This window comes from Chryseobacterium sp. 3008163, from assembly GCF_003669035.1.
Taxonomy (GTDB): Bacteria; Bacteroidota; Bacteroidia; order Flavobacteriales; family Weeksellaceae; genus Chryseobacterium.
In genome coordinates this window covers 4,302,079-4,328,543 of the sequence record NZ_CP033070.1, presented here as the reverse complement: position 1 = coordinate 4,328,543, position 26,465 = coordinate 4,302,079, and the positions used below count along the sequence as shown (strand labels likewise).

Here is a 26,465-nt window from a genome sequence, read left to right as displayed (position 1 = left end):
TCGATAATAGTTTCTGAAATTTCTATAATAAATAGTAGCAAAACTAAAATAACTGCTAAAGAAATTAGCAGGTGTAAAATTAGACAGATATGGGAATAATAATTTTTCCACTTTAATCGTAAGAATTGTCTATTTCTAGTTTTTTATAAGTCATTAAATTTGGCAAAAAAATATTTTTGAGCACAAATATTTGACAAAGATATAAAATTAAGTTAAATCAAACTTCATTAAATCATCAAGATCTTTTAATAAAGGATTAATCTCTACAAACCTTTCAAACTTTTTCTTGGTTGTAAGTACCTCAATCTTAAGATTTTGAACATCTTGTTTGTATTCAATTTTGATTGCGTAATTATTTACTTTTCTTTTAAAATGATTGAAAAATTCGCCACTTATTTTGTCAAATTCCACTTTTGCAGACTCTGACGGGTACTGAACCTGAATCATTTTCTCATCAATCTTTTCAAGTTTGAATGACTTTATTGCATTAAATACAAAGGGATCTTTTGCACGAAGATTCATCAACATTAGATTCCATTCAGACTGAAGATCAGTTTCTGTGAAATGATGTTCTTGTAAATTATCATTTGTTACGGCAACGATTTCTTCAACTTCTTGTTTTTCTTCTTTATTTATAAAAGAATTGATGCTGAAACCTGATGAAGATTTCGGTCTTGATAAAGGTTTTGAAGCAGTTTTAATAGTTATTTCCGCAGATGGCTGTTCAGTATTCTGAGGTTTTACAATTACTTCCTCTTTTTTTCTTCAATTTCGATTTTTGAAGGTAATTTCACTTCCTGCTTTTCATGAAGAAAGGGAGCTAATATTATAAACTTTTTTTTTAGCAACATCTCCACCTGCAGTGAGAGAAGCCAATTGCATCAAAGCAATTTCTACGGTAAGCCTTGGGTTCTTTGAATTTTTATAATTAATATCTGCGTGATTGCAAATCTCAATTCCATCGATTAATTGCTGGGCATTCCATTTCTGAGCCTGCTCGACAAATTTCGTTTTGGTCTGCTCTCCTACTTCAATTAAATCAATTGTTGAAGCATTCTGAGCCATCATTAAATCTCTGAAATGATTTCCTAAACCTGCAATAAAAATATGCGGGTCGAATCCTCGTTTTACTATTTCATTAAAAGCAAAAAGAACTTCAGGAATTTTATTTTCTTTAGCAAAATCTACAATTTTAAGATACTGATCGTAATCTAAAATATTGAGAACTTCGGCAGCTTTTGCCAACGTAATATTCTTCTGTGAAAACGTAGAAAGTCTGTCAAAAATAGAAAGTGCATCTCTTAATGCTCCATCTGCTTTTTGAGCAATTAAATACAAAGCATCATCTTCATATTTAATATTTTCTTTTTCAGCAATACCTTTTAAATGACTTTGAATATCAAGAATTGTAATTCTTTTGAAATCATAAATCTGACAACGAGACAAGATGGTAGGAATAATCTTATGCTTTTCAGTCGTTGCAAGAATAAAAATTGCATGAGCCGGCGGTTCTTCCAAAGTTTTCAGAAAGGCGTTGAATGCTGCGGATGACAACATATGAACCTCGTCAATAATATATACTTTATATTGACCAACCTGCGGAGCAAAACGCACCTGATCAATCAATTCACGAATATCATCAACAGAGTTATTGGATGCAGCATCTAACTCATATATATTATATGCGAAACCATCTTCTGAAACAGAACCGTCTTTTTCGTTAATTTTTCTAGCTAAAATTCTTGCGCAAGTCGTCTTACCTACTCCACGAGGACCACAGAAAAGCAGAGCCTGAGCTAACTGATTTTCTTCTATAGCATGCTCTAAAGTATCTGTAATATGTGATTGCCCAACAACGGTGTCAAACTGTTGGGGGCGGTATTTTCTTGCAGATACTATAAAGTTTTCCATAGCCCAAAAGTAAGAAATATTGTTCTAATTTGAAAGTATAAATTTTCAAATTTAGCTGTATGCAAAGTCAAAATTTTAGAAAATAATTATTTCTTCTGATAAGCGAAATCTATAATATCAACGATAGCTTTCTCAATTTTCTTCCTACCGTCTTCAGATTTTGTGTCTATTCCACAGAAGGTCGTTCCATTGTGTGCAGTGTAGAGATTCAAGTGATAAATTCCTGCTACAAGCAACGCTGTAATTGCTCTGTACTCGTCAGATTTTTCGCCGAAATGTGGATCTGTAATGCTTGTGAATAAACCTTCACCCACTTCTTCACGTTGTTCGAATAATTTTTTAAGAATAGGGCGGTTTTCAGAAAGTTCCCAAACGATAATTTTTTGTAGTTCTTTGTTTTTTCTTAAACTTTCATATTGATTAAGCAAAGCAATTTTTGACATCTCCTTACCACCGTCTGAAAGATCTACATTCAGCTCTTTTTCGTCTACTCTACTCCAATAATCCTGAGATCTGATATACTCGTCAATAAGCTTATCAGTACTTCCGAAATATTCGTATATTAATTTTTTATCGAAACCGGCAACGGCCGCAATTTTACTAACCATTAATCCTGAATAACCTTTAGTTTTCAAAATTTTCCCAACTGCGTTAAGCAATTTTTGTTTGGTTTTCTCTTTATCCCTGATAGGACCTTGTACAACTTTTCTAGGCATCGTCTATTATTTAAAACTGCATTAAGCAATTAATTATTTTTAATTCGAAATCAATAGGAATTAAGAGTATTGAACCCTAAATGACTATTCATTTTCTTTTAAATATTACTCTTCTCATAAAAAAGCTTGTAGAAATTATACGAATTTCCCACTTTTTTGAAAAGATTTATAATAAGTACGATATTAATATTGTTTTGGATTTGGCTTAACTCTAAATATTTATTTCATAAAAAAGTGTAATCTACCTGGTGTGAGGAGCAAAGTTATCAAAAAATAGTTATCATTATAATTTAACGATTATGATTCACCATTTTGAGAAAATTGCTTAAGTAAATTTACATATTAATCTCTTATGTGCAAATATTTTTTTGTATAACTAAAACTGTACCAAATAAAGGTAATTTCAAAAGTGCTTTTTTATTTATTTAATGTGAAAAACTCCACATTCATGAAAAATTAAAACACAATTTATTCAGTTTATCATTAATTACATACCGAAAAAATGATTTGATTATGAAATTTAATAAGCAAATTTTATACAAATATAAATCATCTTTTACTATTTCACAATAAAACATTGGTTATTGACTAATAATAGTTTAAAGATAATATTTCAAAGTTAAACATATTTAATGATGCTTCAGAGTTTAAAAATATTGGTACTCTAATTTTAAAAGCATAATTCATCTTCATTAATTTGTATATTTTATTTCTAATACTTAAGATAGAATTACCTAGCATTTTTATATAAATAAATTCATTTTTTAACTAAATTAGCACCACACTTCACAAAAATCTATTAAAATCATAATCTAATACACTAGAATGAGAAGGCTTTTGCTGAAATTTATATTTTTTTCTATATTAACTTCGAGTTTTTCTTTAAAAGCTCAGCAATCTGCGCATATAGAAAAATTAAGACAAAAGATTTCTACAAATTCAAAACTATTCACAAGCAATATTGATAAAGCTTATCAGCAGTTAGAACCTTTATTAATAGAATCACGCAGTCTGAAAGATTCACTTTCTGAGATGAAGCTACTTGATAGAAAATGTCGTTATTTCTACAGCAAAAATCTAATGGACAGTCTCATTGTTTCTTCAGAAAATTTACAGCAAAAATCCCGTGAATTCAAAGATGCCTATTACGAAGCAATGGCCAATGTTTATTTGGCAGAAACCTACTCCATCAATAACTTTCATGATAAGGCTATTATATATTTAAATAATGCTTATGAGATTCTGCAAAAAGACCAGTCGAAGTCAAAAAAAATATTTTATGCGAAAGCCAATATCCTGAATAGCTATTCAAATATTTATTTGGATATCAATCAGCCGAGAAAGGCTGCAAAAAAAATTCTTGAAGAAATAGCAACGGGAAAAGAACTTAAAAATCCTAAGGAATATTCTGATTTTCAATATTTAAACTATTCAAATCTTGCTAATATTTACATTCAATACAATATAGACTCTGCTGATTATTACGTGAAAAAATCTATGGAATTAACGCCCATAGAACTTCCTTATGACAAGGCAATGGTTTCCAATCATATTGTATTGGGAGAAGTAATGAAATACAGAGGTGATTATAAAAATTCAATTTCAAATTTTCATAAAGCGCTTTTCTTTAGTCAAAAAAACGGCATTGAACTCAATAAAAGTAATATCTATACTGCTTTACAGGAAATTTATAATAAGACAGGAAAGATAGACAGTGCAGAATATTACCAGCAAAAATTAAAGCAATTGGATCTGAATATTCTGCAGAGTAAATACAATTCGCTTCAAAAAGTAATTGAAAAAGAGAAAATTGAGGACAATCAAAAAGATTCTCAAAAAATTGTATTTTGGATTATTGCTTTTGCAGTTCTTATAGGAACTTTCGGGTTTATTATTTTTAAATATAAAAGAAAAAGCAAAAAAGCAGAAGATCTCAATTTACAAGAAACATACAAGCATCTCATCAATCTTGTGAAAAATAAAGATGAATCTTTTTTATTTGCATTTGAAAATATTTTCCCGCTGTTTTCTAATAAATTATTGAAAATTAATCCTGATTTACAACAATCTGAAATTGAGTTTTGTGCACTTCTGAAAATCAAATTAACAACTAAAGAAATTGCTCAGTATACTTTTATAGAAACTCGTACCGTTCAGAATAAAAAGTACAGATTAAGAAAAAAATTGGAAATTCCTGCGAACGATGACATTTATCAATTTATAGATAATATTTAATAAGCTTAAAAATTTTCAATGTAAAAAGCCATTGTCGTTTAATAAATGATAATGGATTTCTTTTATTAATATTTCATTACGAAACAATTAGATCTTGGACACATTATTTTAAATTAAAAACTTAATTATTATTTAAAAATTCGCACAACCTATATTGCAAATTAATCATCAATCTTGCTTATAGCTCATGGAGTATCTAATGAGTATCTGATTTCATTTTAAATTCTTCAAAATTCTTCTGTTTCATCATTCAACACCATACATTTGTTAAACATTCTTCATGTAAGATTTGTCCATCTTTTTTCATTCCTGAAAATTAAAAAAGTAATACAATAATTATAAAAATCTAAAATTTGTTACCATGAAAAAAAACTCCTTTTTTACATTTAGAAAAACACTCTTAGCCTGTGGGGTTATTCTAAATTTTATTTCTTTACAAGCTCAGCAATGGGAAAATGTAGGTGCATCAGCCAATGTCTCTGCAGGTAATTCTAGCTACAATAATTTGGTAGTTGATGCTTCCGGAAATTACTTTTTATCATACTATGATGGTTCTGTGGCGAAAGGTTCTGTACAAAAATTTGATGGATCATCTTGGTCATATCTTGGAGGAGCTCCAGGAATAACTTCAGGTACTGCTCTTTACAACTCCCTTTCAATAGATGCTTTAGGAAATGTTTTTTATACTAATCAGGGTACAGGATTAGAGGTTCGTAAATTCAGTGGCAATGCGTGGTCGCCCTTGACAAGTGCTACAACCAATGCAGTTAATTATCATGCATCTGCCGTATCACCAACCAACACTTTATTCACCTATGCTTCAGATGGTTCCGGAACAGTAAGACGATTAGTAAATAATACATGGGAACAAGTCGGAAATGCAGGATTTTCTGGCGGTGCTACTTTTGCAGAGATGGTTATCGGTACAAATAATAAAGTATACACCTGTAATGTCTTAAGTGGAGTAAGAGTTTATGAAAACTCAACTACTGCAACCTCTACAGATACCTGGACAATACTGGGAGGTGCGATTGTAGATGCTTCGTCTTCGGGGGAGCAATACACTTCTGATATTGCAATCGATGGCAGTAATAATATATATGTAGCTTATATATCTACTTCTGCTCTCGGAAGAAAAATCAATGTGAAAAAGTGGAACGGTACTGCCTGGTCACAAGTTGGTAACGCTAATTTTTCATTGAAGGCTGTACAGCATCTTGCGATTGCCGTCACTTCAAGCGGCAATCCTTACGTTGTGGCAAGTCAATGGGATAGCAGTGACGGAAATCATTTAAGAAATACGGTTTATAAATTTGACAGCACATCAAATACCTGGTCTACATTAGGAGGAGATTTTGTTTCGGATGGACAGGTTACTTATAATGATTTGTTCGTAGATTCTACCAATAATTACTTGGTTTTAGCATACTCACAGGGTTCAACAAGAGTGAAAAGAATTTCGTTATCTGCTTTATCAGTAAGTGATACTAGAAAAGAAGTTTCCGCTATATACCCAAATCCTACTACAGGAATTATATATTTCAAAGGGGATGACAAAATAAAATCTGTTGAAATTACCAATACCGTTGGAAGAATAATTAAATCTAAAAACGATGCTGAGAAAGTAGATATTTCAAACGCACCAACAGGAGTTTACTTCGTAACTATCAAAACATCAACAGGAAAGACTACAACTAAAAAAATCATTAAAAATAAATTTCATATCATAGTTTAGAATTAGTTAGAATTAGGAGAATAAGACTTTGCGTGCAGAGTCTTATTTTTTTTGAAAATAAATCATATCATCACTTTATGGAATCATTTTTGATACAAAACAATACATAAATAAACTATTAAATTAAAAAATAGTATATTTATAAACAATTAAATTTAATGAAATGAATATTGATTTAGTAAAAGATACTGTAGCTCTTCTCGAGGAATTTAATTTGAATAATACCAATTCAGATTATCCATCAACCATTGAAGGCTTTAAAACCTGGATTTTTAATCAGGAATCTAAAAAACAATCAATACAAGATAACGACACAGATTGGGAAGGAAAAGAAAACGGAAGAACTGCAGAAAGTGCCATCAGCACCTTATTAGTACACCTTAATCGATATGCAAAAACATATTCAAAGTCAGCAATTTCAGATTCTGACTTTTCTACTCAGGAAGATTTTATTTATTTAATTACCCTTAAATCATTTGGGACAATGTCTAAAATCGATTTAATTAAAAAAAACATTCACGATAAACCTGTGGGAAATCTTGTGATCAATCGACTTCTGAAACAAGGATGGATTGTGCAAGATGATTCTACACAAGATAAAAGAATCAAATTAATTCACATAACAGAAAAAGGTTTGAAAGCTCTTGAAAATCAAATGGAAAAGATTCGTCAGGCTACAAAAATTGTTTCAGGAAATCTTACTCGTTCAGAAAAAATCGACTTGATTCGGATTTTAAATAAACTGGATCATTTCCATCATCCTATTTATAACAAAAATATTGACAGCAAAGATCTTATAAACACCGTTTATAGAGATTTTACATTTGAAAATAATTAATATGAGTAAGATAGCAATCATAGGCTCAGGATTTTCAGGATTGTCGGCTGCTGCTTACTCTGCGCAGAAAGGTCACGAAGTTCATGTATTTGAAAAAAACAGCAGTTTAGGTGGAAGAGCAAGAAAATTTGTTACAGATAAGGGCTACACTTTTGATATGGGCCCAAGCTGGTATTGGATGCCGGATATTATTGAAAACTTCTTCTCAGATTTTGGTAAAAAAACGTCAAACTTTTTTGAACTAATTCCGCTAAATCCGCAGTTTGAAATGGTTTTTTCGGACGGAAACATGCAGATTCCTCATGATTATGAAGAGATGAAAAATCTTTTTGAATCTACAGAAAAAGGCGCAGGCAAAAAGCTGGATGAATTTATGAAAGATGCTCAATACAAATATGAAGTCGGGATGAAAGATTTCGTCAACAAACCTTGTCATTCCTGGTTCGAATTTGTTTCTCCAAAGATTGCTAAGAGTGCTTTAAAACTTGATTTATTATCCAATTTCCACAAATTTGTCAGAAAATATTTTAAAGATCCAAAACTCATTATGTTGATGGAATTCCCAGTAATTTTTCTGGGAGCCGCCCCGAAAGACATTCCCGCATTATACAGTTTGATGAATTACGGTGGTTATAAACTCGGAACATGGTATCCGATGGGCGGATTTTCAAAAATCATTGATGCAATGGCAGATGTAGCGAAAGAACAAGGGGTTCAATTTCATCTAAATTCAAATATAGATTCAATAAAAATCAATCAAAATAAAGCTACTGCCGTTTCTGTGAATGGAAAAGATATTGAATTTGACAGCATAATCGCATCGTCAGATTATCATCACACAGAAAACAGTTTACTTTCGAAAGAATACAGGAATTATACGGAAGATTACTGGAAAAAAAGAACTTTCGCCCCTTCATGTTTAATTTATTATTTAGGATTTAACGAAAAAATTCCAAATCTGAAACATCACACTTTGTTTTTTGAAAATGATCTGGATTTGCATACCACCGAAATATACGATGATAAAAAATGGCCTACAAAACCATTATTTTATGTGTGCTGTCCATCTAAGACTGACCCAAATGTCGCTCCTGAAAATTGTGAAAATGTTTTTCTCTTAATGCCGGTTGCAACTGGATTGGAAGATAGCGAAGAAGTAAGAGAAAAATACTTTAATGAAATGATTCTCAGACTTGAAAAACACACTGAAACATCTGATTTAAAATCAAAATTGGATTATAAAAAAAGCTATTGCATCAAAGATTTTAAAGAAGATTATAATGCTTATGAAGGAAATGCATACGGATTGGCGAACACGCTTTCTCAAACGGCAGTTTTAAAACCTTCATTAAGAAATAAAAAAGTAAGCAATTTATTCTATACCGGACAGTTGACGGTTCCGGGACCAGGAGTTCCACCGTCAATTATTTCGGGAAAAATTGCAGCCATCGAAGCCACCAAATAACCAAGAATACTATGAAAAAACTATTTGACGATCTCTCTTACAAGATCAGTAAACAGACCACAAAGCAGTACAGCACCAGTTTTTCATTGGGTATTTTGGCTTTGTCACCAAAAATTAGAAATTCAATTTACGCTATCTACGGATATGTGCGTTTAGCGGATGAAATTGTCGACAGCTTCCATGATTTTGACCGTTCTACTCTATTGGCACGCTTCAGAGAGCAGACGAATCAGGCTTTGGAAGAAAAAATTTCTTTAAATCCTATTTTGCAATGCTTTCAGGAAACCATTCATCGGTATGAAATTGATGTACAATTGATTTACCAATTTCTCGACAGTATGGAAATGGATCTTCAGAAAATTGATTACAATTCAGATTTATATAAACAATATATTCTCGGTTCTGCAGAAGTTGTTGGTTTAATGTGTCTTCATATTTTTGTGAACGGAAATAAAGAGCAATATAAAATACTGAAACCTTCGGCGATGAAATTGGGTTCGGCTTTTCAGAAAGTCAATTTTTTGAGAGATTTGAAAGATGATTATCAGGTTTTGGGGCGCACTTATTTTCCTAATGTTGATATTACTGATTTTGATAATTCGGTGAAAGAACATATTGAGAATGATATTCAGCAAGAATTTAAAGAAGCTTTAGAAGGCATTAAAAGTTTACCAAACTCAGCGAGATTTGGCGTTTATTTGGCGTACAGATATTATATTTCGTTATTTAGAAAAATTAAAAGAACTCCGGCAAAAAAAATTATCAATCAAAGAATCAGAATTTCAAACGGAAGAAAATTTTCGCTGATGATGAGCAGTTATGTTCAATACAAAATATCTTATTTATAGAATCTAAAATTTACCTTAAATCAAAAAGATGGTACACCAACTTAAAAGAGAACAACAATTAAACTGTGATATAGGAACTGCCTGGAAATTCTTTTCATCAGCCAATAATCTTTCTAAAATCACTCCGAAAGACATGAATTTCATCGTTCGAACAAAATTGGAGAACGACGAAATTTACGAAGGAATGACTATCGATTATTATGTTTCACCACTTTTAGGCATTAAAATGGATTGGCGAACAGAAATTACACAAGTCGATCAAAGCAGAAGTTTCACAGACTTTCAAATGAAAGGACCTTATAAATTGTGGAATCATTTTCATGAATTTATTCCAAATGAAAAAGGTGTTTTAATAAAAGATACCGTGGACTATGAACTTCCGATGGGATTTTTAGGTGAAATTGCTCACAAACTTTTTGTGAAAAATAAATTGGAACAAATTTTCAGTTACCGTTTTAATATTCTGGAAGAAATGTTTAATTCTAAAAAAGAATAAATAATGAATTTTCTAATAGTTGTTGCAACATTTTTCATCATGGAGGGCATTACGTGGATGGTTCATAAATATATAATGCATGGTTTTTTGTGGACGCTTCATAGAGATCATCACGACCACAGCAACGAAGGAGACTTAGAAAGAAATGATTATTTCTTTGCAATTTTTGCAATCCCAACAATTGCTCTGATGTATTACGGCACAATCAATAATTTCAATGCTTACTTCTATATCGCTATCGGGATTACATTATACGGAATGGCATATTTTTTCGTTCACGACATCTTTATCCATCAACGTTTTAAATTTCTCAGAGACACCCAAAATCCTTATTTATTGGCTATAAGACGTGCTCATAAACAACATCACAAGCATACTGGGAAGGAAATGGGAGAATGTTTCGGGTTTTTGTGGGTTCCTGTGAAATATTTTAAAATGTATTTTAATAAAAACAAAAAGTAATCATGTGGCAATACACGTATTTGGCGATTAATTTTTTCACTGTGATTATCTGTTTTTTATTTTCATTTCATCCGAAAATAAAGTTTCACAAACATTTTAAAGCGTTTATTATGGCTTCTTTTTCAGTAGCTTTATTTTTTATTGCTTGGGATGTTTGGTTTACTGATATTGGAGTTTGGTGGTTTAATGACCGATATCTGATGGGAAAAAGATTGTTTGGACTTCCGATTGAAGAGTTGATGTTTTTTATCTGTATTCCTTTCTCATGTGTGTTTACTTATTTTTGTTTAGATAAATTTTTCAAACTCGATTGGAAAGAAAGTCTTGAAAAGATATTTGTAATCGTTTCAATTATAATTTTACTTTGTTTAGCGGTTCATTTTGAAGACAAAATTTATCCTTTCGTTACGTTTCTCACCACAGCGATCAGTCTTTTCATTCTATGCTTTATTTTAAAAGCAAGATGGATTGGTAAAGCTTCCTTTATTTATTTAATACTGATGCCCGGCTTTCTCGCAGTCAACGGAATCCTCACAGGAACCGGGCTCGACTCTCCTATTGTCAATTACAATCCTGAGAGAATAATTGGATTAAGAATTTTAACAATACCTGTCGAAGACACCGTTTATGGTTACGAAATGATTCTATGGAATATCTTTTTATTTTATAAATTTAAAAAAGAAGAAAACAATCCTGATTTGATATAGAAAACTGAGATTTAATGAATATTGAAGACCTTTTTAAGCTAAACTGGGTTTGAAAATTTAGTTAACAACTAATTTACCTAAAATTTAGAATTATTTATCATATTACATACCACATGAGCAATGCGAGGCATAGTATTTGCAAACTATTAATCAAACCACACTATTATTATGAAAGTAACAGATTTGAAAATTAAAAATCTGGTAGATTATAGAGGCCAGATTTTCACGATTACAGAGATTTTTCACAATGAGAATAATGATTATTCTGTAAAGATTGAAAATGATTATCAATCTTTGGCAGTACCTGCAGATTCTATCAACCCTATCAGCATTAATGAAGATTGGTTAGTAAAATTTGGGTTTTCAAGAACTTATAGTTCAGATCACAGAATCAGATACGAAAGACCAGAATCATTTATCAAGTATGATATCGATTTAAGTTCAAAGAAAATCGTTGAAGGTTTGAAAATTTATGGAAATACAATTAAATGCAAGTACATTCATGAATTTCAAAATATATTCTCTTGTCTTTTTGGAAAAGAAACAGGAGTTTCTATGAAGAATATATTTAAAAACGAAGCAGTAGCATAGAAACCACCGCCCAAATCAAATTATATATATTCTTACAACAGAAAATCCCCAGCTTACTGGACTGCCCCAAAAAAGTTAGACACTTTTTAGGGGCATTTTTTATGAAAAGAAAATTTGGAACAGGCTTTAAATTATAAGTCATCAGGGAGTATCAAAAAGAATTTATTTGTTATTGATACTTTGGGAAGATTGTTGTCTATAGACCGTTTTTAAAACAATCGATGAGCTTAGAAAAGAAATAAAACAATACATCACTTATTACAACAACGACAGAATAAGGTTAAATTTAAAAGGAAAGAGCCCGATACAGTACCGAACTCTTTCATCTAATTATATTGTTTAATTTTGTCTAACAATTGGTGGCAGTCTAAAGTTTCGGGAGTTTTTTATTGTAGTAAATCCAGTTCCAAAACATTATTGTTCTTAGCATTATTTGCTTTAGCATTTTTTTCCATGTCACGCATCATTTCCTCAATGTCCAAAGGCTTCCCTTTTTCATCTATCATCATTATTTTATTACCTCCAGACATCATTTGACGCATACCTTTTGTTGGATTTTCTCTGTTATCTTTAAACTGTTTCTTGTATTTTTCCTGATCTATGGCAATTATGGCATTAAAACTTTTCTTTTCTCCGTCACTTTTCCATTCTTGATCAGACCGTAATTTTTTGATTTCTTTCAGAACAAATGAATGCGATTTAGTTTTATCTTCAATTTTAATAATTAATCCAGGCAAACCATTAAATTTGTAAGGGCCATCCTGAATGGGAATGTCAGATACAAACCAGGCTGTCCACGTTCTTCCGGCAAAATTACAGGTTGCTTTTTGGGCATTTAAATCTCCAATTGTTTCTTTTTCCGAAAGAATCTTCCAATCCATTTTGCGATTATCAGAAATCTTGTATTTACTCATATCAAGGTTATCAAATAAATTTATTTTAAAATCAGGATAAGATTTTTCAACTACATATACAACTAATCCATAGTCAATTCCGCTAAAATCTTTATTTTGATTTTTTACAATCTCCAAATGTAGAGAATCTGCTATTTCTCTTTTCTGGCTGAAGAATTTCGAACCTTTTTTGGAGACATCAAGATACATGAGCTCAGACTCTTTGTCATTCATTTTTGTAGAGTCTTTTACGAATACATATTCGTATGCAAATCGTTGGCTTTGTGCAGTAAAATATAGACTTAAAAATGTAAAAATAGCAATTAGTAATGTTTTCGTTTGTATCATTTAAAATATTTCTAAATTATTTTAATAAGTCTAATTCCAGCGGATTATTATTTTTCTTGTTTGCTTCAACCTGTTTTTTTTCTCTGTCCTTCATTATTTGATTGGTATCCATGATCTTTCCAGAAGCATCTTTCATTTCAACTTTCCCGCCTTCTGCTAAAAGACTTCTTAATCCTTTATTAGGATCTGCCCTATTATCCAAATAAACTTTCTTGTATTTTTTATCATTTAAAACAATTAATGGCTCATACCTTTCTTTGTCTTTGAAACTTTTCCATTCATTTTCATTACTGAATTTCCTCACCCCTTTCAGTTCATAAGTATGAGATTTTGTTTTGTCTTCCAATTTTACAATTAAACCAGGTAAACCATGAAATTTGTGTGGCCCATCCTGAATTGGGATGTCTGTAGTAAACCAAGCAGTCCAAACTCTACCGACATAGTTGCAAGTTGCTTTCTGAGTGTTAAACTCACCCACTTTTTCATTTTCAGGCAATATTTTCCAATCTATTTTTCTAGATTCTTGGATCATATATTCCGAAGAACCCAACTGTGTGAAAAAGTTTACAGAATAATCAGGATAATTTTTCTCAATTTGATATCTCACTTTTCCTTTTGCCTTAAATCCAGTTAAATTTATGTCCATACTTCCACCTTTAGACTGTTTTTTAAATTCCTCATTAATGATTGAATCAGAATCAAAAGTATCTTTACTGTAAAACTGAGAACCTTTAGAAAAAACATTTAAAAGCATCACTTCAGTTTCAGCTTTATCTTTTTCTGTGGAATCTCTTACAAATTTATATTCATAAGAAAATCGCTGATTTTGGGAGTAGGTTGCGATGCCTAAAAAAGAAAGCAATCCGAAAATAATTTTCTTCATTTAAATTTTTTCACTAAAATAGGATATTATTCTCTATTGGCAAAGATTCTTAAGTTAGAAGTTAGAAGTTAGAAGTTAGAAGTTAGAAGTTAGAAGTTAGAAGTTAGAAGTAAAATTAAGAATTGAACGATTAAGTAAAATTTAAAACAAAAAAACCTCTCGAGATGAGAGGTTTTTAGTATAATATAAAAAGAAAATTACAGTAACAATGTTAATGGACTTTCTAAATATGTTTTTAATGTCTGCAAGAACTGAGCTCCCGTAGCACCATCAACTACTCTGTGGTCACACGCTAATGAAAGTTTCATAAGATTCCCTACTACAATTTGACCATCTTTTACGATTGGTTTCTCAACAATAGCACCTACTGAAAGAATTGCAGCATTTGGTTGATTGATAATACTTGTAAAGGTTTCAATTCCGAACATTCCTAAGTTTGAGATAGAGAATGTAGACCCTTCCATTTCGTTTGCTTTAAGACCTTTAGATTTTGCTCTTCCAGCCATATCTTTCACAGCAGCAGAAATCTGAGTGTAATTCATTTGGTCTGTATTCTTTAGAACCGGAACTACCAATCCGTCAGGAATCGCAACTGCTACTCCAACATTGATGTTTCCTCTGTGAATTACTTTATCTCCTGCCCAGCTTGAGTTCACCTGCGGATGTTTTCTTAAAGCAACTGCTGTCGCCTTAATAATCATATCGTTGAATGAAATTTTAGTATCTGGTAATGAGTTGATTTCTTTTCTTGCCTCAATCGCTTTATCCATGTTGATTTCAACCATTAGATAATAGTGAGGAGCAGAGAACTTACTTTCAGCAAGACGTTTCGCAATGATATTTCTTACCTGAGAGTTTGGAGTTTCTGTATCTTCTCCCTGTACAAAGCTTAAAGCAACCTGAGCAGCAGCATTATTTTGTGCCGGAGCAGCTTCAGATTTTTGTGAAGGCTGATAGTTTTCAATATCTTTTTTCACAATTCTTCCGTTTTCACCAGAACCTTGAAGACTGTTGATGTCAACGCCTTTATCCTGAGCTATTTTTTTAGCTAAAGGAGAAATAGCTACTCTGTCCGATGAAGAAGTATTTGCAGTTTGTGCAACCGATTTCTCTTCTGCTTTCGCTGCAGATTTTTGCTCAGCTGGTTTGTCTTCAGATTTTGTTGCCGGTTTTGCAGCTCCAACTCCTGAAACATCAGTTCCTTCAGGGCCGATAATTGCCAAAACACTGTCAACTGGTGCAGCTCCGCCTTCTTCAACACCTTGTTTTAGAAGAACTCCATTGAATTCAGATTCAAAATCCTGAACTGCTTTATCTGTTTCGATCTCAGCAAGTAAGTCTCCTTCTTTTACTGTATCTCCAACGTTTTTGTGCCATTTAGCTACCTTACCTTCTGTCATTGTATCAGAAAGTCTTGGCATTGTAATTACTTCTACTCCTGCAGGAACTTCAGCTGAAGTTTGCTCAACGCTTGTAGATTCGTTTTCAGTTTTAGATTCTTCTTCAGATTTTTTCTCTTCAGAAGCACCTTCAGCCGCCGGAGCATTTCCTCCTTTTAAAGAAGAAATATCTTCACCTTCTTGACCGATAATTGCTAAAATAGAATCAACTGCCGCAGCAGCACCTTCTTCAACTCCTACAAATAAAAGAGTTCCTTCAATTTCAGATTCGAAATCCTGAACCGCTTTATCTGTTTCAATTTCAGCTAAAATATCTCCTTCCTTTATTTTATCTCCTACTTTTTTATGCCATTTCGCCACCTTACCTTCCGTCATCGTGTCGGAAAGACGTGGCATTGTAATAACTTCTGCCATAATCTATATTGATTTGAGATTCGAGATTCGAGATTTGAGATTAGATAGCCTCAAATTCAAATATCAAATTAATTATTAATTTTTAGTTTTCTAATTTGTCTAAGAATGGATAATCTTCCTGAGCGTAAACATACTCGTAGATTTTTTCTGCGGTCGGGTATGGAGAATTTTCCATAAACTCGATGCACTCTTCTACAAAGTCTCTTGATTTGTTATCTGTAGCTTCCAATTCTTCTTCAGTTGCCCAGTTGTTTTCTAAGATTCTCGCTTTGATTAATTCTATTGGATCGTCTTTTTTTGCAATAGCAACTTCATCCTTAGATCTGTAAGGCTCAGCATCAGACATTGAGTGACCTCTGAAACGGTACGTTCTTGCTTCAATGAAAGTCGGTCCGTCTCCTCTTCTAGCTCTTTCAATAGCTTCGTAAGCAGCTTCAGCCACTTTCTCAGGATCCATTGCATCAACGGCTAAACAAGGCATTTCGTAACCTAATCCTAGTTTGTAGATATCTTCGTGATTAGCAGTTCTTTTTACAGAAGTTCCCATCGCATATTGATTGTTTTCAACCACAAATACTACCGGAAGTTTCCAGTTCATTGCCATGTTGAAAGTTTCGTGAAGAGAACCTTGTCTTGCAGCACCGTCTCCGAAGAAACAGATGTTTACCGCTTTTCTGTCGAAATATTTATCTGCAAAAGCAATACCTGCTCCCAAAGGAATTTGACCTCCTACAATACCATGACCTCCGTAAAATCTGTGTTCTTTACTAAAAATGTGCATAGATCCACCCATACCTCCTGAAGTACCTGTAGCTTTACCACAAAGTTCTGCCATGATTCTTTTTGGGTCTACTCCCATTGCCATCGGATGAATGTGACATCTGTAAGCAGTGATCATGCTGTCTTTAGTTAAATCCATTGCATGCGTAAAACCAGCCGGAATAGCTTCCTGACCGTTGTACAAATGTAAAAAACCTCTGATTTTTTGTTTTAAATAAAGAGAACGGCATTTGTCTTCAAACCTTCTCCACATTGTCATATCTTCATACCACTTCAGGTATACCTCTTTAGAAAATTCTTTCATGTGCTAGCTTCTTGCTTATTTATTATGAAATAGTTGAGCAAAAATATAAAAAAAACTTTGTTTTTATTATATATAGAGCAATTGTTTTTTTAGTTATAATGTTATATTTACATCACAAACTTCAATATGGAAGAAAAAAAGACCTCATTACTACACATTGTTTCAAGAATTATTTCAGATTTTTTTAATCCTTTAGTTTCTTTGGTTATCTATTTCGTGTATTTCAGTATTCAGAATTACACCTTTAAAGAAGCTTTCACACACTTTTTGCCTATTTTACTGATGACCATTCTTCCGGTAATTATCTGGATTGTCTGGAATGTAAAAACAGGTCGATATACCAATATGGACGTATCAAATAGAGTTCAAAGAAAAACATTGTATATTTTCATTGCTGTCTGTATTGTTTCTTATTTGACGTTCAATTATATTAAGAATGGCTTTATAGATTTCGTGATGTTGTTTATTTTAATTCTTCTGTTCGCATTACAGTTCAGTAATTTATATATTAAAAGCTCGATGCATACTGCATTCAATGTATTTGTCTCTGCGTTATTCTTTGCATTTGATGTGAAAATTGGTTTTGCATGGCTTGCGATTGCAATTTTGGTCGGAATTACGAGAGTTATTCTGAAAAGACATACCGTAAAAGAAGTATTTACGGGAGCAGGCATCGCTGTTTTGGTTTCTTTTATTTATCTTTATTGCAACAATAAGTATCAGCGCAATGATATACCGACTGAAGTGATTCCTGTGGAAACTACAATCAAATAAATACTTTGCGAAAAAGCGATACCCTACTATTTTATAAAATTTAAATATGAAAATAAATCATCTTACATCAGCAGAAGAGAACTTAATGAAGCTTTTTTGGGACTTAAATTCTTTTTATTTAAAAGATGTCATGGAGAAACATCCTGAACCAAAACCGCATCAAAATACAGTTTCTACTTACCTGAAAATATTGGTTGAAAAAGGTTATTTATCTACAGAAAAAGAAGGCCGTATTTTTAAATACAGCGTCATCGTTCCTTTTGACGAGTATAAAAAATTTATATTGAGAGAACTCACGCAGAATTTTTTCAATAATTCTGGCAAAGAAATTTTAGAATTTTTGTTTAAAGAAAATCTGGTATCTCAGAATGATCTTAAAGAATATTTTGATCTTAAAATTGAAATGAAACCTGTAAAAGTAAAAACTCCAACTCTCGAATATGCTGAAGAAATACTGAATCCTAAGAAAGATAAAAAAGGAAAGGATAAGAAAAAGAAGAAGAAAAAAGATTAGTAGTTTAGTTATTAGTTTCTGGTTGTTAGTTTAAAACAGAAAATTAATTCAATACTATTTTTTCTTACAATAAAGACATAAAAAAAGCGGCTTAAAAGCCGCTTCAATTTTTTACCAACGACTTCCGCCGCCTCCGTTACCTCCACGGTTGTTGTTGTTTCCGTAACTACCACCACCAGAGTTACCTCCTGAACGGTTGTTACCATAACTTCCACCTCCGCTTCTGTTATTATCAAAACTTCTTCTTGGTTTTTCTTCTCTTGGCTTAGCCTCAGACACGTTAAGAATCTTTCCGTTAAGTTCTTTTTGATTAAGAGCTTCGATAGCTTGAGCTCCTTCTTCGTCACCCATTTCTACGAAACCGAAACCTCTAGAACGACCAGTTTCTCTGTCTGTAACAATTTTAGCAGATGATACATCGCCAAATTCTGCGAATAAATCGTGCAACTCATATTCTTTAGTTGCGTAATTGATGTTTGAAACAAAAATGTTCATTGTAAAAAAAAATTAAAAATTAATATAAATTCTGGTATAAAAGAAAAGCAACATAATAATGAACATAATATTGATTCCTGATATAAACGCTTGCAAGATACAATTAAATTAAATAAATCAAAACTTTTTTTAAACTATTTCATCTATTAAAGAAAATTTAATATAAGATTGTAGTAATTTAGCTTTAAATCAAACATTTACATGAAATATTTACAATCAATACATCCTTAAAATACACCTCAAAACCATTAAAAATAGATATGAAATACCACACTACAAACTCTATCAATACGTTTATTGAAGTTGCAGAAGACTGCCCTGTTTCAGAAAGTCAGATTCCATCTGAAAAGAAAGAAAAAACAGTTGCGAATTTGCAGTATGGATTTTTAAGCAAAAATCCATACAAATACACTTCAGACGATCTCAGTTTCAAATATTATATGATTAAAAATGACATTTCAGACAAGGAAAAAGAGCATGAAAGAGATAAGTTCTTTTCCAAAGGTCAACCTTGTCTTCGCTGTTCAGCTCTAACAAAAAGATATGGATTTGGATTCTATCATAATGCAGAAAATAAAGTCGAAATGATTCCAATTGAGAGTGAAAAATATCAGAATTTCCTAAAAAATGATTCGTTCAAAAAAGTAAAAGCGATGCGTTCCAAGTGAAAATAATTGAGTTTATAAATGCTCTCGTTTTGATTAAAACATGATAAACACACAAAAAATTCAGTTTTAAACATTAAATTTGTGTTTCAAATATCAATTTCATGAATTATCACACCAGAAAATGGGTAAAACCTGAAGATTTAAATCCTAACCAATCACTTTTTGGAGGAAGACTTTTACAATGGATCGATGAGGAAGCAGCTTTGTATGCTGTAATTCAACTTGAAAACAAAAAAGTGGTAACAAAATATATCTCAGAAATCAACTTTGTAAGTTCTGCAAAACAGGGGGATATTATAGAAATTGGAATTGAAGTTTCAGCTTTTGGGTCAACTTCATTAACTTTAAAATGCGCTGTAAGAAACAAAATGACCCATCAAACCATCATTACTGTTGACAGAATTGTAATGGTAAATCTTAATGAAGACGGAAATCCTTCACCGCACGGAAAAACAAAAGTAGAATTTGTAAAAGACCGATTGGGCAACCCGTCATGAAAATTCTCATAAAAAATATGGTTTGCGACCGTTGTATTTCCGCCGTTGCTGATATTTTTAAAAAATCTGAAATTAAGGTTCAATGTATCCAATTAGGAGAAGTTGAGACTGAATCTGACATTTCAGAAAATGAGTTGCTCCCAATTGAAAATAAGCTTGAAGAAATTGGCTTTGAAATTTTAAAAGCCCCCTCTCAACAACTTATCGAAAATATTAAAAATCTTGTTATTCTAAAAATAGGAAGATTAGATACAGATGAAAATTTTGTTTTATCAAATTTCCTAAGTAGTGCCTTACACAAAGATTACAGTTCTTTATCTAAAGTTTTTTCGCAAAACGAAAATGTCACTTTAGAGCAATATTATATTCTCCAAAAAATTGAAAAAGTTAAAGAACTTCTTTTCAACAACGATTTTACTTTAACCGAAATTGCCGGACACATGGGTTATAAAAGTGTGCAGCATCTTTCCTCGCAATTTAAAAGTACAACGGGCTACACCCCTACTCAGTTTAAAAAACTAGAAGTTCAGAACAGAAAACCGTTGGATCAAATTTGAAAAGCGAATGAGTCATCAGTTATTTAGTTACAGTCTAACAACTTTAGCTAACTAACCAAATTCTGTAACTATTATCCTTAAATTTATAACAGTCTTCCATTTTCATTTTGGAAATTTGTAGAATAAATTTAAGATAATGCAAAAACAATATAAAATACTTGGGATGACCTGCTCAGGTTGCCAAAATAAAATTTCAGAAAAACTCAACAGTCTTGAAAATATAAATGCAGATATTGATCTCAAAAGCAATACAGCGACCATCAATTCTGATCGAGAAATTAAATTAAATGAATTAAATAAAGCCTTAGAAGAAGCAGGAAATTATAAACTTGAAGACCCACATAATCCAGATAAAGTTTTTGTAAAACCTCAGGATAGAGTTTCTCCATCTTCCGTTTATTATTGCCCGATGGAATGCGAAGGCGAAAAAGTATATTTTAAGCAGGGCGAAAGATGTCCGGTCTGCAACATGTTTTTAGTTCCGATTGAGGAAAAATTGGCAAAAGATCCCAATTTTAAACCTACTTTTTCTAAAACCAATTTACCTGAAAATTTTAAAGATCATATCGGTGATTATTACTGTCCGATGTTCTGTGAGGGTGACAAAATTTATGATGAAAAAGGCGACTGTCCGGTTTGTCACATGCATTTAGAAAAAATCACGGAAGATTTAGTTAAAAATTCAGTTTCAAATCATCATTCGCATTCCCACAATCATCAGCATCAGGAAAAACCAAAAGTTACGGATGACATGGCGGGGAAATATTATTGCCCAATGTTTTGTGAAGGAGATAAAACCTATGACTCCAACGTTGGCTGTCCTGTTTGCGGAATGGACTTGGTAAGATATCCTGATAAAAATGGTGACAATCAAGAAGATGAAACGTTCAATATTTTAAAAAGAAAATTCATCACTTCGTTAGCATTCACAATTCCCGTTTTTATTCTTTCGATGGGCGGAATGTTTATTGATTTTCCTTTTTCACATCAAATTCAAGGTTACATTGAACTTGTTTTAACGATTCCTGTGCTGTTCTACTCAGGATGGTTTTTGATGAAAAGAGGATTTATTTCATTTAAAACTTGGAACCTGAATATGTTTAGCCTGATTGCTTTAGGTGTTTCCGCTGCGTTTTTGTTTAGCATTGTTGCTTTACTTTTCCCAGATATTGTTCCTCACGAAATTCGAGGGCATAATCATAAAAGCCCGTTGTATTTTGAGGCAGTTTGTGTCATTATCACCTTAGTTATTTTAGGTCAGCTAATGGAAGCTGTTGCTCACAAGAAAACAGGAAATGCCATCAAAGAATTGATGAATCTTTCTCCGGATGAAGCCAATTTAATGGTAAATGGCGAGGAAAAAAAAGTTCCGCTTTCAGAAATAAAAATTGGAGATCTATTAAAAGTAAAACCCGGCGAAAAAATTCCTGTGGATGGAAAAATTACGGAAGGAAATTCTGTGGTTGACGAAAGTATGATAACCGGCGAACCTATTCCTGTAGAGAAAAATCTGGATGACAAAGTAACGTCAGGAACCATTAACGGGAATCACGTTTTTATCATGAAAGCTGAAAAAGTGGGCGATGAAACGTTGCTTTCAAAGATTATTAAAATGGTCAACGATGCGAGCCGAAGTCGTGCTCCGATACAAAAACTGACGGATAAAGTAGCAAAAGTTTTTGTTCCGGTAGTTATTTTAGTTGCGGTTATTACCTTTATTTTATGGCAGTTTTTTGGACCGGAAGGTAAAAAAAGTTTGTTTGCTTTTGTGAATGCCGTTGCCGTTCTCATCGTGGCTTGTCCGTGTGCTTTAGGTTTGGCAACGCCGATGTCTTTGATGGTAGGAATTGGTAAAGGAGCTAAGAATGGTATTTTAATTAAAAATGCCGAAGCACTTGAACAAATGAATAAAGTAAACGTTTTAATTACCGATAAAACAGGCACTTTGACTGAAGGAAAGCCGTCGGTTGAGCATATTGAAACTTTAAATAATGATCAAAATTTAGTTTTAAAGTTAGCCTATTCTTTAAATCAAAATTCAGAACATCCACTGTCAAATGCAGTGATTAAAAAAGCAAAATATGAAAATATTTCGGCTGAAAAAGTAAGTGATTTTGAAAACATTTCTGGGAAAGGTGTGAAAGGAACTATCAACGGAAAAACCGTTTATTTAGGAAATGAAAATTTACTGACTTCAAATCAAATTCTGATTCCTGAAATTTTAAAACAGAAAGCAATTGAAATTCAATCAAAAGCGCATACAATTTCTTACGTTGCGCAGGAAAATGAAGTTTTAGGTTTAATCAGTTTTACCGATAAAATAAAAGAGAGCTCGAAAAAAGCAGTCGAATTACTTCTGAATGACGGAATTGACGTCATTATGATGACAGGCGATAATGAACATAACGCAAAAGCTGTTGCAGACGCTCTTGGAATTAAACATTTTAAAGCCAATTGTCTTCCTGAAGATAAATTAAATGAAGTCAAAAAACTTCAGCAACAAGGAAAAATAGTAGCGATGACCGGCGACGGAATCAACGACTCCCCTGCTTTAGCGCAAGCCAATATCGGGATCGCCATGGGAACAGGAACCGACGTCGCTATTGAAAGTGCAGAAATTACCTTATTAAAAGGAGATTTGATTGGTGTTACCAAAGCAAAAATTCTAAGTGAAAAGCTTCTTAAAAACATCAAAGAAAATCTATTTTTCGCCTTTATTTATAATGTTCTGGGAATTCCGATTGCGGCAGGATTGTTGTATCCTTTTTTCGGAATATTATTGTCTCCAATGATCGCTGCAGCGGCAATGAGCATCAGTTCTTTGTCTGTGATTTTAAATTCGTTGAGATTGAATTCTGTTGATTTGAATGTGAAATAAATCTTCGTTGAAATTTTCTCTCGCAGATTAATTTGATTTAAAAAATAATAATCTTAAAATAGTTTAAACTAAAAGAATCTGCTTAATCTGAAAAATCAGCGAGAAATAAATTAATTGAATTTTGAAAATGAAAAAAGAAAATCTTTACATTGGGTGCTCGGGTTTTTACAACAACGATTGGAAGGGAACTTTGTATCCTGAAGATGCCAAAAGTAAAGATTATTTAAGTTTGTATTCTCAGCAGTTCAATGCTGTTGAAATCAATTCTACATTTTACAGAAAGCCAACTTCCAAAACACTTCAAAAATGGTTTGATGAAACTCCGGAAGATTTTAAATTTTTCATTAAAATTCCAAAGATCATTTCACATGAAAAAAGACTGGAAAACTGCAAAGAAGAAATCATCGAATTCTGCATGCATATTCAAAGCAATTTAAAAGAAAAACTTGCCGGATTTTTATATCAGTTTCCACCTTCGTTTAAAAATACGGAAGAAAATTTAAACCGGATTTTAGAAAATATTGATTTTCAATTTTTAAATGTTATTGAATTCCGTCATGAATCTTGGTGGAATAATCAAATTTATAAAATTCTAAACGACAATAAAATCATTTTCTCTGGTGTAAGTTTTCCGGGAAACCTTTCAGAAGATATTGTAATCAATTCAAATGATGTACTTTATTATCGACTTCACGGAAAACCTATACTTTATAAATCAGAATATTCAGAAGGTTTTTTAAATAATTTGGCAGAGAAAATTAAAAATTCAGGTTTGAAATCATTTATATTTTTCAATAATACCTGGGGGATTTCGGCGATTAAAAATGGTTTATATCTTCAAAAAATTTTGGCTTAATAATTTTTATTAAAATTTAATTAAATCTAAAAATTTCTCACAAATAGTGGTATTAAAATTGCTAAATTTAAAACTTGAAAATTAACATTTTTTAACAATTTAATATCCATCAATTTTTATGAAAAAAACTTTTGCGGAAAAGTCTTTTAACAGGACTTTTCTAGGGATGGTTGCAGTGTTCGGTGCAACATCAATTTTGTTTACAAGTTGTAATCAGAAAAAAGACAAGAAAGAATCTGAAACGATGATTTCTAAAGAACCTCCCGTCGCAAAGCAAGTTTTGAAAATTGATGATGATGAAGTCATGTCAGACAAAAGAGTTATCTATCTCACTTTTGATGATGGTCCCAATCGCGGTACTGAAAATCTTCTTAAAATTCTTCATAAACGAAATGTTTGTGCCACTGCATTTTTAGTGGGCGAACATGCCAACGGAAGCAAACGACAAAAAGACGACCTCGAATCTCTCAGAAAAGACAAATTAATCGAATTGGCTAATCATAGTCACACCCATGCTCACAACAGATACACAGATTTCTATCAAAATCCTGCAATGGTTGTGCATGATTTTGATACTGCAAAAGACAGTTTAAGATTACAGAATAAAATTGCCAGAACTCCTGGAAGAAATATCTGGAGACTCAATAATATTACGAGTACCGATATCAAAACTTCAAATGAAGCTGCAAACAGATTAAAAACTGCAGGTTATAAAGTAATCGGCTGGGATCTCGAATGGAAACCCACCAATAAAATGCAGCTTAAAGATAATCATCAGGTCATGCTAAAAAAAGTGGACAGTATCTTTTTTAATGATCTCGAAAAAACTTCAAGACATCTGGTTTTTCTTACTCACGATCAATATTTAACGGATGCCGATTCTGTAAATGAATTGGATTTATTTATTGAAAAACTACAAAAAACCAATCGTTTTGTATTCAGAAAAATTTCAGAATACCCGAAAATTAATGAAGTTCTGAATTAATAATTTTACCACAGAGAAACAAAAGATGTATAATGCTTTAAGAGAGTGTTGAAAGTTTAAAACTCTCGCTGATTTTGTAGATTACGCAGATTAATTTCAATCAAAAAAAATCTGCGTAATCCCTTTAATCTGCGAGAGATTTTTTTAATGATTATCAATAATTTCTATAAAGTCATCAACTGCTTCGTCGCTCGTATTCCATGAGGTAATCAAACGGATGGCAGATGACTTTTCATCGATATTTTTCCAAACATAAAATTCAAATTTCTCTAATAAAATTCCAATAAGCTCATGGCTTAAAATTGGGAAAATCTGATTGGTAAAGGTGTCAGATAGAAAAGATGCTCCCTTTTGCAGTAAAGCATTTTTTATTTTCATGGCTTGTTGGTTGGCGTGTTTTGCCAGATCAAAATATAAATCATTCTGCATCAATTCTAAAAACTGAATTCCCAATAAACGACCTTTTGCCAACAACGCTCCTTTTTGTTTGATATTAAATGCAAAATCTTCCTGCAACAGCAGATTGTTGATGATAATCGCTTCGCCTAGTAACGCTCCGTTTTTTGTTCCACCAAGATAAAAAACATCGGTTAATTTCGCTACATCTTCTAAACTTAAATCGCTAATTTCGGATGTTAAAGCATGTCCTAATCTTGCTCCATCCATGAATAAATACAGATTATTGTCTCTGCAGAAAAGGGATAAACCTTCCAATTCATTTTTTGTATAAACCGTTCCAAGTTCAGTAGAATTAGAGATGTACACCAGCTTCGGCATTACTTGGTGCGGAATATTTTTGTGATTTTCCAGGACAGGAATAATATCGGATGGAGTTAATTTTCCGTCTTCTTTTTCAATGCTTAAAATTTTATGTCCTGTCGCTTCAATCGCTCCGGTTTCATTATTCAGAATATGTCCAGTCGCCGCAGAAATCACACATTGATAAGGCTTTAAAATGGAAGAAATAACAATAAGATTTGCCTGAGTTCCACCTGAGACAAAATAGACATCAGAATCTGGATTATTTATTTTTTCTTTAATTAAATCTTTAGCTTTCACTGAATACTGATCTTCTCCATAACCAGCCTGCTGATCGAGGTTATAATGTACAAGTGCTTCAAGAATTTTGGGATGACAACCCTCAGAATAGTCGTTTTTGAATGAAAATTTCATTGTGTAAAATTAAAAAAACTTAAAATAACAAGACTCAATTTT

The 26,465-nt window shown here is 32.2% G+C and carries 27 protein-coding genes; 18 read left to right on the top strand and 9 right to left on the bottom strand.

Translation table 11 applies throughout. The annotated features are described in order from the left end of the window. Positions 1–207: 207 nt before the first annotated feature. The 3 genes from EAG08_RS20045 to EAG08_RS20035 form a co-directional block, all read right to left on the bottom strand. Positions 208–522: a hypothetical protein gene (locus EAG08_RS20045; protein ID WP_228446666.1), complete on the bottom strand. Its 315-nt coding sequence runs from the start codon at positions 520–522 to the stop codon at positions 208–210. Positions 523–804: 282 nt separating this feature from the next. After that, positions 805–1,911: a DNA polymerase III subunit gamma/tau gene (gene dnaX, locus EAG08_RS20040; RefSeq protein ID WP_129536989.1), complete on the bottom strand. Its 1,107-nt coding sequence runs from the start codon at positions 1,909–1,911 to the stop codon at positions 805–807. A gap of 86 nt (positions 1,912–1,997) precedes the next feature. Next, positions 1,998–2,627, bottom strand: coding sequence for a TetR/AcrR family transcriptional regulator (locus EAG08_RS20035; RefSeq protein ID WP_129536988.1), 630 nt, complete (start codon positions 2,625–2,627; stop codon positions 1,998–2,000). Between the two features lie 825 nt (positions 2,628–3,452). Here EAG08_RS20035 and EAG08_RS20030 point away from each other — a divergent pair. From EAG08_RS20030 to EAG08_RS23190, 10 genes are all read left to right on the top strand, one after another. Beyond that, complete coding sequence (locus tag EAG08_RS20030) at positions 3,453–4,862, top strand: tetratricopeptide repeat protein (RefSeq protein WP_129536987.1); 1,410 nt, start codon at positions 3,453–3,455, stop codon at positions 4,860–4,862. A 361-nt stretch (positions 4,863–5,223) separates the two neighbouring features. Further along, the gene (locus EAG08_RS20025; protein ID WP_129536986.1) at positions 5,224–6,597 is read left to right on the top strand and encodes a T9SS type A sorting domain-containing protein; all 1,374 of its coding nucleotides are present in this window, start codon (positions 5,224–5,226) and stop codon (positions 6,595–6,597) included. A gap of 163 nt (positions 6,598–6,760) precedes the next feature. Then, a complete protein-coding gene (locus EAG08_RS20020) occupies positions 6,761–7,435 on the top strand; it encodes a MarR family winged helix-turn-helix transcriptional regulator (protein WP_129536985.1) in 675 nt (224 codons plus the stop codon). 1 nt (position 7,436) lies between these two features. Beyond that, positions 7,437–8,900 carry a phytoene desaturase family protein gene (locus EAG08_RS20015; RefSeq protein ID WP_129536984.1) on the top strand — a complete coding sequence of 488 codons (1,464 nt, stop codon included), beginning with the start codon at positions 7,437–7,439 and terminating at the stop codon, positions 8,898–8,900. Positions 8,901–8,911: 11 nt separating this feature from the next. After that, complete coding sequence (locus EAG08_RS20010) at positions 8,912–9,748, top strand: phytoene/squalene synthase family protein (RefSeq protein WP_129536983.1); 837 nt, start codon at positions 8,912–8,914, stop codon at positions 9,746–9,748. Positions 9,749–9,776: 28 nt separating this feature from the next. Beyond that, a complete protein-coding gene (locus tag EAG08_RS20005) occupies positions 9,777–10,244 on the top strand; it encodes an SRPBCC family protein (RefSeq protein ID WP_129536982.1) in 468 nt (155 codons plus the stop codon). Positions 10,245–10,247: 3 nt separating this feature from the next. After that, positions 10,248–10,706, top strand: coding sequence for a sterol desaturase family protein (locus EAG08_RS20000; RefSeq protein ID WP_129536981.1), 459 nt, complete (start codon positions 10,248–10,250; stop codon positions 10,704–10,706). Positions 10,707–10,708: 2 nt separating this feature from the next. Further along, positions 10,709–11,413, top strand: a complete 705-nt coding sequence (locus EAG08_RS19995; RefSeq protein WP_129536980.1) for a lycopene cyclase domain-containing protein — start codon at positions 10,709–10,711, stop codon at positions 11,411–11,413. A 168-nt stretch (positions 11,414–11,581) separates the two neighbouring features. After that, complete coding sequence (locus EAG08_RS19990) at positions 11,582–12,004, top strand: hypothetical protein (RefSeq protein ID WP_129536979.1); 423 nt, start codon at positions 11,582–11,584, stop codon at positions 12,002–12,004. A 217-nt stretch (positions 12,005–12,221) separates the two neighbouring features. Further along, positions 12,222–12,347, top strand: a complete 126-nt coding sequence (locus EAG08_RS23190; protein ID WP_129537302.1) for an IS3 family transposase — start codon at positions 12,222–12,224, stop codon at positions 12,345–12,347. 43 nt (positions 12,348–12,390) lie between these two features. Here EAG08_RS23190 and EAG08_RS19980 read toward each other — a convergent pair whose 3' ends face one another. From EAG08_RS19980 to pdhA, 4 genes are all read right to left on the bottom strand, one after another. Next, positions 12,391–13,245, bottom strand: coding sequence for a GLPGLI family protein (locus EAG08_RS19980; protein WP_129536978.1), 855 nt, complete (start codon positions 13,243–13,245; stop codon positions 12,391–12,393). Positions 13,246–13,261: 16 nt separating this feature from the next. After that, positions 13,262–14,128, bottom strand: coding sequence for a GLPGLI family protein (locus tag EAG08_RS19975; RefSeq protein ID WP_129536977.1), 867 nt, complete (start codon positions 14,126–14,128; stop codon positions 13,262–13,264). Positions 14,129–14,325: 197 nt separating this feature from the next. Next, on the bottom strand, positions 14,326–15,942 hold the full coding sequence (locus tag EAG08_RS19970) for a pyruvate dehydrogenase complex dihydrolipoamide acetyltransferase (RefSeq protein WP_129536976.1): 1,617 nt from the start codon (positions 15,940–15,942) through the stop codon (positions 14,326–14,328). Between the two features lie 82 nt (positions 15,943–16,024). Next, positions 16,025–17,026 carry a pyruvate dehydrogenase (acetyl-transferring) E1 component subunit alpha gene (gene pdhA, locus EAG08_RS19965; protein WP_047443950.1) on the bottom strand — a complete coding sequence of 334 codons (1,002 nt, stop codon included), beginning with the start codon at positions 17,024–17,026 and terminating at the stop codon, positions 16,025–16,027. Positions 17,027–17,152: 126 nt separating this feature from the next. Between pdhA and EAG08_RS19960 the strand changes: the two genes are divergently transcribed. Both EAG08_RS19960 and EAG08_RS19955 read left to right on the top strand, forming a co-directional pair. Further along, positions 17,153–17,800, top strand: coding sequence for a phosphatase PAP2 family protein (locus EAG08_RS19960; RefSeq protein ID WP_129536975.1), 648 nt, complete (start codon positions 17,153–17,155; stop codon positions 17,798–17,800). 46 nt (positions 17,801–17,846) lie between these two features. Then, positions 17,847–18,314 (top strand): BlaI/MecI/CopY family transcriptional regulator, encoded by a 468-nt coding sequence (locus tag EAG08_RS19955; RefSeq protein WP_129536974.1) that lies wholly within the window; start codon positions 17,847–17,849, stop codon positions 18,312–18,314. A gap of 111 nt (positions 18,315–18,425) precedes the next feature. On the opposite strand, the gene EAG08_RS19950 is transcribed toward EAG08_RS19955, so the two are convergent. Continuing rightward, the gene (locus EAG08_RS19950; RefSeq protein WP_129536973.1) at positions 18,426–18,809 is read right to left on the bottom strand and encodes an RNA recognition motif domain-containing protein; all 384 of its coding nucleotides are present in this window, start codon (positions 18,807–18,809) and stop codon (positions 18,426–18,428) included. Positions 18,810–19,069: 260 nt separating this feature from the next. On the opposite strand from EAG08_RS19950, the gene EAG08_RS19945 reads away from it, so the two are divergent. From EAG08_RS19945 to EAG08_RS19920, 6 genes are all read left to right on the top strand, one after another. Further along, the gene (locus tag EAG08_RS19945) at positions 19,070–19,477 is read left to right on the top strand and encodes a DUF6157 family protein (protein WP_129536972.1); all 408 of its coding nucleotides are present in this window, start codon (positions 19,070–19,072) and stop codon (positions 19,475–19,477) included. A gap of 101 nt (positions 19,478–19,578) precedes the next feature. Further along, the gene (locus tag EAG08_RS19940; protein WP_129536971.1) at positions 19,579–19,974 is read left to right on the top strand and encodes an acyl-CoA thioesterase; all 396 of its coding nucleotides are present in this window, start codon (positions 19,579–19,581) and stop codon (positions 19,972–19,974) included. After that, a complete protein-coding gene (locus EAG08_RS19935) occupies positions 19,971–20,531 on the top strand; it encodes a helix-turn-helix domain-containing protein (protein WP_129536970.1) in 561 nt (186 codons plus the stop codon). Before EAG08_RS19940 ends, EAG08_RS19935 begins: the two co-directional genes overlap by 4 nt. A gap of 136 nt (positions 20,532–20,667) precedes the next feature. After that, a complete protein-coding gene (locus tag EAG08_RS19930) occupies positions 20,668–23,409 on the top strand; it encodes a heavy metal translocating P-type ATPase (RefSeq protein ID WP_129536969.1) in 2,742 nt (913 codons plus the stop codon). Between the two features lie 127 nt (positions 23,410–23,536). Then, a complete protein-coding gene (locus tag EAG08_RS19925) occupies positions 23,537–24,265 on the top strand; it encodes a DUF72 domain-containing protein (RefSeq protein WP_129536968.1) in 729 nt (242 codons plus the stop codon). Between the two features lie 118 nt (positions 24,266–24,383). After that, entirely contained in the window at positions 24,384–25,250 is an 867-nt protein-coding gene (locus tag EAG08_RS19920; protein ID WP_129536967.1) for a polysaccharide deacetylase family protein, read from the top strand. 144 nt (positions 25,251–25,394) lie between these two features. Here EAG08_RS19920 and EAG08_RS19915 read toward each other — a convergent pair whose 3' ends face one another. Then, entirely contained in the window at positions 25,395–26,423 is a 1,029-nt protein-coding gene (locus EAG08_RS19915; protein ID WP_129536966.1) for a threonine aldolase family protein, read from the bottom strand. Between the last annotated feature and the right edge of the window lie 42 nt (positions 26,424–26,465).